The sequence below is a fragment of the Streptococcus sp. D7B5 genome, from assembly GCF_029691405.1.
GTDB lineage: Bacteria > Bacillota > Bacilli > Lactobacillales > Streptococcaceae > Streptococcus.
On sequence record NZ_CP121467.1, the window covers coordinates 1,943,426 to 1,955,547 of the forward strand.

Consider the following 12,122-nt stretch of genomic DNA (forward strand, 5'->3'; position numbering starts at 1 on the left):
TCACTGATGAAAATCGTCAATAGCTCGTTTGAGCATTCCAACTAAAATACAGCCACCAAACAAGCAATACAAAGGATTTGAGACACAGATCTCAAGTCTTTTTCTTTTGTTTAAAACAGTGATATAGTTTCAAACTATATCAAAGCCTAATTATTTACAATTATACAGACAGTTTCTTTTCTGTTAAGATAGTTTCAACAACAAATTTTGGAGGACACATCATGTCAACTACGATCATCGGTTTCCCTCGTTTGGGCGAATTCCGCGAATTAAAATTTACAACTGAAAAATACTTTAGAAAAGAAATCTCAGAAGAAGAACTCCTTGCCGCAGCAAAAGAATTGCGTGCTAAACACTGGAACATCGTCAAAGAAAAAGGCATCACTGAAATCCCATCAAATGACTTTTCTCACTATGACAACTTCCTAGATGCAGCTTTCCTCTTCAACGTGGTACCTGCTTCCGTTCAAAACTTGGAATTGTCTGATCTTGAACGCTACTTTGCTTTGGGACGTGGTTACCAAGGAGAAAAAGGGGACGTGCGTGCCCTTCCGATGAAGAAATGGTTTAACACCAACTACCACTACATCGTTCCTAAATTTGAAAAAGACACTCAAGTTAAATTGGCTGGTCACAAGATTTTTGATGAGTTCCAAGAAGCAAAAGAACTTGGTCTCAACACTCGTCCAGTCCTTGTAGGTCCGTTCACTTTCCTTCAATTGTCAGATTTTGAAGACGGTGTGAAAGCAGAAGACTTCGTAGATAGCTTAGTAGCTGCTTACCAAGAGGTCTTTGCTAAATTGGCTGAGCTTGGTGCGACTCGTATCCAATTGGACGAAGCAGCTCTTGTCAAAGATTTGACAGCTGAAGAAAAAGCCCTCTTCTTGAACCTCTACAACAAGCTTTTGGCTGACAAGAAAGGTCTTGAAGTCTTGCTTCAAACTTACTTCGGTGACGTTCGTGACGTCTACGCTGACCTTGTGAACTTGCCAGTAGATGCCATTGGTTTGGACTTCGTTGAAGGTAAGAAAACTCTTGAACTCGTTAAAGGTGGCTTCCCAGCTGACAAGACTCTCTATGCAGGTATTGTCAATGGTAAGAACATCTGGCGTAACAACTATGAAAAGAGCTTGGCGATTCTTGAACAAATCCCAGCTGAAAACATCGTTTTGACTAGCTCATGCTCACTTCTTCATGTGCCATTTACAACTGCTAATGAAGAATTTGAACCAGCTATCTTGAACCACTTTGCCTTTGCAGTTGAAAAATTGGATGAGATTCGTGATTTGGATGCTATCCGCAATGGTCAAGGTGCAGAAGCTCTTGCAGCTAACAAAGAACTCTTTGCGACTGAACGTGTGGGTGAAAATGCAGAACTTCGTGCGCGTATCGCTGGATTGACAGACGCTGACTACACTCGTTTGCCAGCCTTTGCGGAACGTGAAGCCATCCAAGAAGAAGCCTTTAAACTTCCAGCTCTTCCAACAACAACCATCGGTTCATTCCCTCAAACTAAGGAAGTTCGTGCGAAACGTTTGGCCTTCCGTAAAGGTGAATTGTCACAAGAAGAATACGATGCTTTCCTTGCTGAAACTATCGACGAATGGATCAAATGGCAAGAAGAAGTTGGATTCGACGTGCTTGTACACGGTGAGTTCGAGCGTAACGACATGGTTGAGTACTTTGGTCAAAACTTGTCAGGTTACCTCTTCTCTAAGAATGGTTGGGTACAATCATACGGTATGCGTGGGGTGAAACCACCAATCATCTGGGGCGATGTCACTCGTCTCAACCCAATCACTGTGAAATGGTCTAGCTACGCACAAAGCCGTACTGACAAACCTGTTAAGGGTATGTTGACAGGACCTGTTACCATCCTTAACTGGTCATTCCCACGTGAAGACATTTCTATCAAGGATTCAACTCTTCAAATCGCTCTTGCCATCAAGGATGAAGTTCTTGACCTTGAAGCTGCAGGTGTGAAAATCATCCAAATCGACGAGGCTGCTCTTCGTGAGAAATTGCCACTCCGTCGTAGCGACTGGTACGAAGACTACCTTGACTGGGCTATTCCTGCCTTCCGCTTGGTACACTCAACAGTAGCGCCAGACACTCAAATCCACACTCACATGTGTTACTCAGAATTTACAGATATCATCCCAGCTATCGACAACATGGATGCGGACGTTATTTCCTTTGAAGCAAGCCGTTCCAACCTTGAAATCTTGGACGAACTCAAAGCGAAAAACTTCCAAACAGAAGTGGGACCTGGGGTTTACGATATCCACTCTCCTCGTGTGCCTAATGAAGGCGAAATCGACCACACAATCGATGCTATTCTTGCCAAAGTGCCAAGCAAGAAAGTTTGGATCAACCCTGACTGTGGTTTGAAAACACGTGGTATTCCAGAAACAAAAGAAAGCTTGATCCGCCTTGTTGAAGCTGCTAAAGCTGCGCGTGAGAAATTGTAAGAAAAGACATTTCTCCATACATGGTTGATCAGTAAGAAATCAACTAGAAAACTAGAAAAGGATAATGAATATGTCACGCCAAACGCCGTCACTTTCATTTGAAGTGTTCCCTCCAAACCCAGCTGTGGGTAATGATAATATTATTTCAGCCTTGCAGGATATGCGGGAGCTGACACCGCACTTTATCAGTGTGACTGCCAGCAATAATAAATTTAATATCAAGGAAACGACGGTTCGTTTGGCTGACTTTATCCAGAATGACTTGGCGATTCCAACTATTGCCCACTTGCCAGCTATCTATCTGACCAAGGACAAGGTTGCTGAAACCATTGCGGACTTGGATAAGGTTGGGGTACAGAAAATCTTGGCCTTGCGTGGGGATATTATCCCTGATGTGGAACCACAAAAGGATTTCCGCTATGCAACGGACTTGATCGAGTTCATCAAGGAACAAGCCCCTCACTTTGATATTATCGGAGCTTGCTACCCAGAGGGACACCCTGACTCGCCAAACCAGATCTCGGATATTCAAAATCTCAAGAAGAAAGTAGATGCAGGCTGTTCCAGCCTTGTAACGCAGCTTTTCTTTGATAATGAGCGTTTCTATGATTTCCAAGACAAGTGTACCTTGGCAGGGATTGATGTTCCTATTCATGCGGGGATTATGCCCATTCTTAACCGTAACCAAGCGCTTCGTCTCTTGAAGACATGTGAGAATATCCATCTTCCACGTAAATTTAAGGCCATCTTAGACAAGTATGAGCATGACCCTGAGTCGCTCAGAGCAGCAGGACTTGCCTATGCAGTGGATCAGATCGTGGACTTGGTAACTCAAGATGTCGCAGGTGTGCATCTCTACACCATGAACAATGCTGAAACAGCAAAATACATCCACCAAGCAACCCACGCCTTGTTTAATCATCAGTCTTTAGGATAATAAAAAGCAAACCATTCTTCTCAGGTGAGGGGAATGGTTCCTTTTTAATAGAAAAGCCCGCACTTTTTAAGAAAAATATGATAAAATAGACTCTGTACGTACTTGATACAAAGATGAGGGTATAAACAGATTCTTAGCTATTCAAATCTGCTATAAAAGGTACAAATGCTAAAGAATAATATTTTTAAACTTTTCAAGGTATTTAGGTAGTTGAACACGGGCTAAATCCCTAGTGAAAAAGATAGATTTCCTGGTGTGCATCGCACACTGCGTCAATCTATGCTATCATGAGTAATTGAACTCGGCCGAAAAGCTGTGTAAAAAAGATAAACTGTCTTGTCTTCATCGAAGACTTCGCCAGTTTCCTATTTTTACTTTGCTTTTTGTGACCTTAGTATCTTGATCTTTGTAGGCAAGGCGTATAATTTCATCAATCCAAAGGGGATTAAAATGACAAAACAAGTGTTTCAAACGACTTTTGCGGGTCGTGAGTTGGTTGTAGAGACTGGCCAGGTTGCTAAGCAAGCAAATGGCTCTGTTGTCGTGCGTTACGGTGAGTCAACTGTCTTGACTGCTGCCGTTATGTCTAAGAAAATGGCAACTGGGGATTTCTTCCCACTTCAAGTTAACTACGAAGAAAAAATGTATGCGGCTGGGAAGTTTCCTGGTGGCTTTATGAAACGTGAAGGACGTCCTTCAACAGATGCGACTTTGACAGCGCGTTTGATTGACCGTCCAATCCGTCCTATGTTTGCGGAAGGTTTCCGTAACGAAGTGCAAGTAATCAACACAGTGCTCTCTTATGATGAAAATGCCTCTGCTCCAATGGCGGCTATGTTTGGTTCATCCTTGGCGCTTTCTATCTCAGATATTCCATTTGACGGACCAATCGCTGGGGTACAAGTGGGTTATGTCGATGGCCAAATCATCATCAACCCTACTCAAGAACAAGCAGAGCAATCACTTCTTGAATTGACAGTAGCTGGTACCAAGCACGCTATCAACATGGTTGAGTCTGGTGCCAAAGAATTGTCAGAAGAAATCATGTTGGAAGCTCTTCTCAAAGGACACGAAGCTGTTAAAGAATTGATTGCCTTCCAAGAAGAAATCGTTGCTGCGGTCGGTAAGGAAAAAGCAGAAGTGGAATTGCTTCATGTAGATGCGGACTTGCAGGCTGAAATCATCGCAGCCTACAACAGCGACCTCCAAAAAGCGGTCCAAGTAGAAGAAAAATTGGCTCGTGAAGCTGCAACTCAAGCAGTTAAAGACCAAGTGACTGCTGTTTACGAAGAAAAATATGCAGACCACGAAGAATTTGACCGTATTATGCGTGATGTGGCTGAAATCTTGGAACAAATGGAACACGCTGAAGTGCGTCGTTTGATCACAGAAGACAAGGTGCGTCCTGACGGTCGTAAAGTCGATGAAATCCGTCCTTTAGATGCGCAGGTTGACTATCTTCCTCGTGTACATGGTTCTGGTCTCTTTACTCGAGGACAAACTCAAGCCCTTTCAGTTTTGACCTTGGCTCCGATGGGAGAAACTCAAATCATCGATGGTTTGGATCCAGAGTACAAGAAACGCTTTATGCACCACTATAACTTCCCTCAATACTCTGTAGGGGAAACAGGCCGTTACGGTGCCCCTGGTCGTCGTGAAATTGGTCACGGTGCTCTCGGTGAGCGTGCTCTTGCTCAAGTCTTGCCTAGTTTGGAAGAATTTCCATACGCGATCCGCTTGGTAGCAGAGGTCTTGGAATCAAACGGTTCATCTTCTCAAGCCTCTATCTGTGCGGGAACTCTTGCCCTTATGGCTGGTGGTGTGCCAATCAAGGCGCCAGTAGCTGGTATTGCTATGGGACTTATCTCAGATGGAAATAACTATACAGTATTGACAGATATCCAAGGTTTGGAAGACCACTTTGGAGACATGGACTTTAAGGTTGCAGGTACTCGTGACGGGATTACAGCTCTTCAAATGGATATCAAGATTCAAGGAATTACTGCTGAAATCTTGACAGAAGCCCTTGCCCAAGCCAAGAAAGCGCGTTTTGAAATCCTTGATGTGATTCAAGCAACTATTCCAGAAGTTCGTCCAGAATTGGCTCCAACTGCTCCAAAAATTGACACCATCAAGATTGATGTGGACAAGATCAAGATTGTCATCGGTAAGGGTGGAGAAACCATCGACAAGATTATCGCTGAAACAGGCGTTAAGATTGATATCGACGAAGAAGGTAATGTTTCTATCTACTCTAGCGACCAAGATGCCATTAACCGAACCAAAGAAATCATCGCTGGCTTGGTCCGTGAAGCTAAAGTGGATGAAGTTTACCATGCGAAGGTTGTTCGTATCGAGAAATTTGGTGCCTTTGTCAACCTCTTTGATAAGACAGATGCACTTGTGCACATTTCTGAAATGGCTTGGACTCGTACCAACCGTGTCGAGGATTTGGTAGCTATCGGTGATGAAGTTGATGTTAAGGTTATCAAGATTGATGAAAAAGGCCGTATCGATGCCTCTATGAAGGCTCTTCTTCCTCGTCCACCAAAACCTGAGCATGATGAAAAAGGCGAAAAGTCTGAGAGACCTCACCGTCCACGTCATCACAAGGACCACAAATCGAAGAAAGAATTTACAGAAACACCAAAAGATTCAGAATAAGAAAAGGAGAAATGTATGGGATGGTGGCGCGAAACCATTGATATTGTAAAAGAAAATGATCCAGCGGCACGCAACAGTTTGGAAGTTTTGCTGACTTATCCAGGTGTCAAGGCCTTAGCTGCCCACCGTCTCTCGCATTTTCTCTGGAAGCACGGCTTCAAACTCCTGGCTCGTATGCACAGTCAGTTTTGGCGCTTTTGGACTCAGATAGAGATTCATCCGGGTGCTCAGATAGAATCAGGTGTTTTTATCGACCATGGTTCAGGTCTGGTGATTGGAGAGACGGCGATTGTTGAAAAAGGCGTTCTTCTCTATCACGGAGTGACTCTTGGTGGAACAGGGAAGGATGTTGGCAAACGCCATCCGACTGTTCGAAAAGGGGCGCTGATTTCGGCCCACGCTCAGGTGATTGGCCCTATTGAAATTGGAGAGAAAGCCAAAGTTGGGGCGGGTGCAGTGGTTGTGGCAGATGTTCCGAGCGATGTGACAGTTGTCGGAATCCCAGCTAAGATCGTCCGAGTTCATGGACAGAAAGATGAGCCGACGATCCACGAAGTTGAAGAAAAACGAGAATACTATCTAGACAAGCTAGAGCATGCCCGTGAAGCCAGTCACCATTCATCAAGTCTGTAGGATAGGGTAGCAAAGTTATCGAGGTGAAGTATGACAGGAGGTAAGAACTATGTCAGATTTATCAGATGCAATTTTGAACCAGGCAGTTCTTGAGTTGCAAGAACGCTTGGATGGTCTTGCTAAGGAGCGCTTTATTAAACTGCCACCTAGCCACCAGCGTGAATGGGCTCATTATATCAGTGAAGCCAAAAAAGATGAGACCAAACTGCGCCGTCTAAATAAAATGAAGGCGGATTTGCTGGAGCCTTAAAGAAAGAGAAGTTATGCTATTAGAAGAATTCGAAAATGTACCTGCTGTTATCGAACCAACTGAAAAGCCAGTCCATGACAAGGGTGAAGTGTGTGAAACCATCATCCTGTCCTTTAATGGCGAAATTCTGAAACGTTTGATTGAGTCAGAAGCAGTCTATCCAGGAGGCTATTTGAAAAGCATAAACGGACAGCGTCCATGGTATATTTACCGCCAAGGTCCTATCAAGCTAGCAGTTATGTTGGCTCCGATTGGGGCTCCGATGATAGTTGGCCAACTGGAGGAATTGGTAGCTAGAGGCTTCAAAAATTTTATCATTTTAGGTTCCTGTGGCGTTTTGGACCGCTCAATTGAGGCAGATAAGATCATCTTGCCTGCGGCCGCATTGCGTGATGAAGGAACTAGCTATCATTATGCCCCACCGGGTGACGAAGTAGCCTATGACGAGTCTCTGCTAATCGAGCTGGAAGCCATCTTTGACAAGCACAATATCGAGCATATCCGCACCAAGTCTTGGACGACTGATGCCTTTTATCGAGAAACGCCTGATAAGGTCAAGCGTCGCTTGGCTGCTGGTGCACAAGTGGTGGATATGGAAGCTTCAGCTATCATGGCTTGGAGTCAATTTCGCAAGAGCAAGGTCTATCAATTCTTCTACACAGCTGACTATGTGGATCATCATAACCGAACCTGGGATGCCCGCCATGAAGAGCGGACAGCTGATGCCATGACTTTTTTCACTATCGCTTTGACAATAGCAAAGGAACTAGAAAGGTAACTACAAGAATGGCAGTATATTTTTACGGCTGTATCACCATGGATGGCTACTTGGCAGACAGCCAGCACAGGATAGACTGGCTGCATCAGCTTGGTTCTGTAGAGGATACAAGCTATGATGACTTTTACAGGCAAATGGATATCACCATCATGGGCAAGCGGACTTTTGAGGAAATCCAAGATTTGCAAGATGTAGAAAGTTTTTATCAAGCTACGGAAAACTATGTCTTTACGCATGATAGGCACCTGCCTGTCATCAATTACAAGCCAGTAGCTGGGGATGTGGTGGACTTTGTTCAACAGATTGACAAAGGCAAAAATGTCTTTGTGATTGGTGGTAATTCCTTGGTAGGACCGCTCTTGGATGCGGATCTTTTCGACCACCTCATTATTCAGATAGCGCCCCTTATCCTAGGAAAGGGAGTTCCCCTCTTTACTCAAGAGGAAGGGCAGCGCTTTTACCAACTGGATAGCCTCAGACAATTTGGCCCTTTTGCAGAGCTGGTTTTCAGCCGAAAAAGTCAGAAATAGAGAAGGGAGTGGACCGCATGATTAAAATTTACGACACCATGACCCGCAGCCTACGTGAATTTATGCCCATTGAAGAGGGCAAGGTTCGCATGTATGTCTGTGGTCCGACGGTTTATAACTATATCCACGTGGGCAATGCCCGTTCAACAGTAGCTTTTGACACAGTTCGTCGCTATTTTGAGTATCGGGGATTTGAGGTCAATTATATTTCCAACTTTACAGATGTAGACGATAAGATTATCAACCGTGCCAAGGAAGAAGGTATCACGCCTCTGGAGGTTGCGGACAAGTACATCGCTGCCTTTCGTGAGGATGTGACGGCCTTGGGTGTGAAACCTGCGACTCGCCATCCGCGTGTAGTGGAGTTTATGGCGGACATCATTCGTTTTGTGGAAGACTTGATTGAAAAAGGTTATGCTTACGAGAGCCAAGGGGATGTCTATTTCCGTGTGGAAAAATCCCACAATTACGCCAAATTGGCTAACAAAACCTTGGAAGATTTGGAGCTGGGTGCTTCAGGTCGTACCGATGAAGAAACAGCTCGCAAGGAAAATCCTGTAGACTTTGCCCTTTGGAAAGCTGCAAAACCAGGCGAGATTTCTTGGGACAGTCCTTGGGGACCTGGTCGTCCGGGCTGGCATATCGAGTGTTCAGTCATGTCGACAGAGATTTTGGGAGATACCATTGATATCCACGGTGGTGGAGCTGATTTGGAGTTTCCTCACCATACCAACGAAATTGCCCAGTCAGAAGCAAAAACAGGTAAGACTTTTGCTAACTACTGGATGCATAATGGCTTTGTCAATATCGACAATGTCAAGATGTCTAAGTCCTTGGGTAACTTTATCACCGTCCATGATGCCCTTAGAACTCTTGATGGTCAAGTGTTGCGTTTCTTCTTTGCGACTCAGCATTACCGCAAGCCTATCAACTTTACCGAAAAAGCAGTGAGAGACGCCGAGACCAATCTCAAGTATCTGAAGAACACTTACGAACAACCATTTACAGGAAACGTGGATACCCAAGAGTTACAAGCCTTTAAAGACAAGTTTGTAGCTGCTATGGATGAGGATTTCAACTCTGCCAACGGTATCACAGTTGTCTTTGAAATGGCCAAATGGATCAACTCAGGAAACTATGATGCAAGTGTTAAGGAAGCTCTTGCGGCTATGTTGGAGGTCTTTGGGATTGTCTTTGTTGAGGAAGTTTTGGATGCAGACATTGAAGCCTTAATCCAAAAACGTCAAGAAGCGCGTGCTAATCGTGACTTTGCGACAGCAGACCAAATCCGTGACCAATTGGCTGCTCAAGGAATTAAGCTCCTTGACACCAAGGATGGAGTGAGGTGGACTCGTGATTGATGTCAATCTCATTAACGGGATTGCGCTTGCCTTCGAAGGAGATGCGGTTTATTCCATGTATATCCGTCGCCATCTCATCCTTAAAGGCATGACCAAACCCAACAAACTCCACCAAGAGGCGACTAAGTATGTGTCAGCCAAGGCTCAAGCTCACTTGATTGCCCTCATGTTGGAAGAGCAAGTCTTGACGGAAAAAGAAGAAGAAATCTATAAACGAGGCCGCAATACCAATAGCCACACAAAGGCTAAAAATGCGGATGTCGTAACTTATCGCATGTCTACAGGATTTGAAGCGGTCATGGGCTATCTCCATCTGACTGAAAATCTGGAGCGTCTAGAGACTATAATTTCTTGGTGCATCCAAAAAGTGGAGGGCTAGAATATGATTGCAAAGGAATTACAAGACTGGTTCCCTGAAGCTCAGATTTCAGATCAGCCAGTAGAGAAACCGGGCTATCTTACTCTTCCTTTAGCTTCTCAGCAGTGGATTTTACTGGAGGAAGCTGGGCTCAGCGAGCGTGAAAAGCAGCTGGTTGCCCTTTTGACCCAGCAGGAGCAGGCTCGTTCGCTCAATCCTTGGTATCCCTATTTGATTGAGGGGAAGGGGCAGGCACCGCAAACATTTAAAAAAATTCAGCTGGTTTATTGCCATCTATCCTATTACCAACAGGAAAATCTATCCTCTTGGCTAGACATGATGCGGACTCTTTTTCCCAACTGCCAGACAGTGCTACAGGTTGGGGCTCAGGATTATGTATTTGTTCTTCAACAAGATAAATATAGCTCTGTTCGCTCAATCTTATCTGATATGATTGAAGCGGTTGAGTATGACTTTGGCCTTCGTCTGTCTATCATGTTAGGCCAGGTTTGGTCTCAGACAGGCCCTCAAGCCCTATCAGACTTAATCAAAGCGGAGCGGGATTTGTTTAAAGCTTGGTGGCGCCAAGGTCACCAAGGTGTACACACCTTTTCACAGCTCTATCTATGGAGTATGGGGGAAAGACTTGTGGAACTGAGAGTCATTAAAGAATACCTGCATCAGATGATTTTGGATCAGGATCAGATTCAGGAAATTATCCTTTCTCTCTGGGAAAACAGTGCTGTCCTAACTAAAACGGCCCAGCAACTCTATCTGCACCGCAATTCTCTCCAATACAAGATTGACAAATGGGAAGAATTGACAGGGCTACAGTTGAAGGAATTGACCGACTTGACCTTGTGTTATCAGTTGATTTTACCAGATATTCTTTAAAGTTTTGTGCAAGTTGCACAGAACTTTTTTATTTTTTTGGTCACCTTGCCATAGAAAAGTAAAGCGTTTTCATCTATAATAAAGCTATCAAAAAATAAAAGGAGTTCACCTTCCATGGTAGAATTAAATCTTAAAAACATTTACAAAAAATATCCAAACAGCGAACACTACTCAGTTGAAGACTTCAACTTGGACATCAAAGACAAGGAATTTATCGTTTTCGTAGGTCCTTCAGGATGTGGTAAATCAACAACTCTTCGTATGATTGCTGGTCTTGAAGACATCACAGAAGGTACTGCATCTATCGATGGCGTGGTTGTCAACGACGTAGCTCCAAAAGACCGTGACATCGCCATGGTATTCCAAAACTACGCTCTTTATCCACACATGACTGTATATGACAACATGGCTTTCGGTTTGAAATTGCGTAAATACAGCAAGGAAGACATCGACAAACGTGTTCAAGAAGCAGCAGCAATCCTTGGTTTGAAAGAATTCTTGGATCGTAAACCTGCTGACCTCTCAGGTGGTCAACGTCAACGTGTTGCCATGGGTCGTGCCATCGTCCGTGATGCAAAAGTATTCTTGATGGACGAACCTTTGTCAAACTTGGATGCCAAACTTCGTGTATCCATGCGTGCTGAAATCGCGAAAATCCACCGTCGTATCGGAGCTACAACTATCTACGTAACCCACGACCAAACAGAAGCGATGACTCTTGCAGACCGTATCGTTATCATGTCAGCTACTAAGAACCCTGCTGGTACAGGTACTATCGGACGTGTTGAACAAATCGGTACCCCTCAAGAAGTTTACAAAAACCCAGTTAACAAGTTCGTTGCAGGATTTATCGGAAGCCCAGCTATGAACTTCATCAATGTGAAATTGGTTGGTGGTGAAATTGTTTCTGACGGTTTCCGCTTGAAAGTTCCAGAAGGAGCATTGAAAGTTCTTCGTGATAAAGGCTATGAAGGTAAAGAATTGATTTTCGGTATTCGTCCAGAAGATGTGAATGCAGAACCTGCTTTCCTTGAAACATTCCCAGAATCAGTTGTTAAAGCAACTATCTCTGTATCAGAATTGCTTGGTTCAGAATCTCACCTTTACTGCCAAGTTGGTAAAGATGAATTTGTTGCAAAAGTGGATGCTCGTGACTACTTGCAAACAGGTGCAACAGTTGAACTTGGATTTGACTTGAACAAAGCACACTTCTTCGATGTAGAAACTGAAAAAACAGTCTACTAAG

Annotated in this window: 11 protein-coding genes; all 11 read left to right on the forward strand. The window is 44.2% G+C overall.

The window, feature by feature from the left end:
- Positions 1 to 221 precede the first annotated feature (221 nt).
- Positions 222 to 2,471 carry a 5-methyltetrahydropteroyltriglutamate--homocysteine S-methyltransferase gene (gene metE, locus P8P68_RS09380; RefSeq protein WP_278275934.1) on the forward strand — a complete coding sequence of 750 codons (2,250 nt, stop codon included), beginning with the start codon at positions 222 to 224 and terminating at the stop codon, positions 2,469 to 2,471.
- A gap of 70 nt (positions 2,472 to 2,541) precedes the next feature.
- On the forward strand, positions 2,542 to 3,408 hold the full coding sequence (metF, locus tag P8P68_RS09385; RefSeq protein WP_042903098.1) for a methylenetetrahydrofolate reductase [NAD(P)H]: 867 nt from the start codon (positions 2,542 to 2,544) through the stop codon (positions 3,406 to 3,408).
- Between the two features lie 450 nt (positions 3,409 to 3,858).
- Positions 3,859 to 6,072 (forward strand): polyribonucleotide nucleotidyltransferase, encoded by a 2,214-nt coding sequence (pnp, locus tag P8P68_RS09390; RefSeq protein ID WP_070657771.1) that lies wholly within the window; start codon positions 3,859 to 3,861, stop codon positions 6,070 to 6,072.
- Between the two features lie 15 nt (positions 6,073 to 6,087).
- Positions 6,088 to 6,705 carry a serine O-acetyltransferase gene (gene cysE, locus P8P68_RS09395; protein WP_070657773.1) on the forward strand — a complete coding sequence of 206 codons (618 nt, stop codon included), beginning with the start codon at positions 6,088 to 6,090 and terminating at the stop codon, positions 6,703 to 6,705.
- Between the two features lie 49 nt (positions 6,706 to 6,754).
- Entirely contained in the window at positions 6,755 to 6,955 is a 201-nt protein-coding gene (locus P8P68_RS09400) for a YdeI/OmpD-associated family protein (RefSeq protein ID WP_002882686.1), read from the forward strand.
- A gap of 13 nt (positions 6,956 to 6,968) precedes the next feature.
- Positions 6,969 to 7,733 carry a nucleoside phosphorylase gene (locus P8P68_RS09405; protein ID WP_278275935.1) on the forward strand — a complete coding sequence of 255 codons (765 nt, stop codon included), beginning with the start codon at positions 6,969 to 6,971 and terminating at the stop codon, positions 7,731 to 7,733.
- 8 nt (positions 7,734 to 7,741) lie between these two features.
- Positions 7,742 to 8,263, forward strand: a complete 522-nt coding sequence (locus P8P68_RS09410; RefSeq protein WP_278275936.1) for a dihydrofolate reductase family protein — start codon at positions 7,742 to 7,744, stop codon at positions 8,261 to 8,263.
- Between the two features lie 17 nt (positions 8,264 to 8,280).
- Positions 8,281 to 9,624 carry a cysteine--tRNA ligase gene (gene cysS, locus P8P68_RS09415; RefSeq protein WP_278275937.1) on the forward strand — a complete coding sequence of 448 codons (1,344 nt, stop codon included), beginning with the start codon at positions 8,281 to 8,283 and terminating at the stop codon, positions 9,622 to 9,624.
- Complete coding sequence (locus tag P8P68_RS09420; protein WP_198464902.1) at positions 9,617 to 10,003, forward strand: Mini-ribonuclease 3; 387 nt, start codon at positions 9,617 to 9,619, stop codon at positions 10,001 to 10,003. Before cysS ends, P8P68_RS09420 begins: the two co-directional genes overlap by 8 nt.
- 3 nt (positions 10,004 to 10,006) lie before the next feature.
- Complete coding sequence (locus tag P8P68_RS09425) at positions 10,007 to 10,876, forward strand: PucR family transcriptional regulator (RefSeq protein WP_278275938.1); 870 nt, start codon at positions 10,007 to 10,009, stop codon at positions 10,874 to 10,876.
- 114 nt (positions 10,877 to 10,990) lie between these two features.
- Complete coding sequence (gene ugpC / locus P8P68_RS09430) at positions 10,991 to 12,121, forward strand: sn-glycerol-3-phosphate ABC transporter ATP-binding protein UgpC (protein WP_000229940.1); 1,131 nt, start codon at positions 10,991 to 10,993, stop codon at positions 12,119 to 12,121.
- The last annotated feature ends 1 nt before the right edge of the window (position 12,122 follow it).

Excerpts from the sequence above, each read along its gene's own strand:
- ugpC (WP_000229940.1), top strand. The coding sequence starts at position 10,991 with ATGGTAGAATTAAATCTTAAAAACATTTACAAAAAATATCCAAACAGC.
- metE (WP_278275934.1), top strand. The coding sequence starts at position 222 with ATGTCAACTACGATCATCGGTTTCCCTCGTTTGGGCGAATTCCGCGAA.
- P8P68_RS09410 (WP_278275936.1), top strand. The coding sequence starts at position 7,742 with ATGGCAGTATATTTTTACGGCTGTATCACCATGGATGGCTACTTGGCA.
- metF (WP_042903098.1), top strand. The coding sequence starts at position 2,542 with ATGTCACGCCAAACGCCGTCACTTTCATTTGAAGTGTTCCCTCCAAAC.
- P8P68_RS09425 (WP_278275938.1), top strand. The coding sequence starts at position 10,007 with ATGATTGCAAAGGAATTACAAGACTGGTTCCCTGAAGCTCAGATTTCA.
- P8P68_RS09400 (WP_002882686.1), top strand. The coding sequence starts at position 6,755 with ATGTCAGATTTATCAGATGCAATTTTGAACCAGGCAGTTCTTGAGTTG.
- cysS (WP_278275937.1), top strand. The coding sequence starts at position 8,281 with ATGATTAAAATTTACGACACCATGACCCGCAGCCTACGTGAATTTATG.
- pnp (WP_070657771.1), top strand. The coding sequence starts at position 3,859 with ATGACAAAACAAGTGTTTCAAACGACTTTTGCGGGTCGTGAGTTGGTT.
- P8P68_RS09405 (WP_278275935.1), top strand. The coding sequence starts at position 6,969 with ATGCTATTAGAAGAATTCGAAAATGTACCTGCTGTTATCGAACCAACT.
- cysE (WP_070657773.1), top strand. The coding sequence starts at position 6,088 with ATGGGATGGTGGCGCGAAACCATTGATATTGTAAAAGAAAATGATCCA.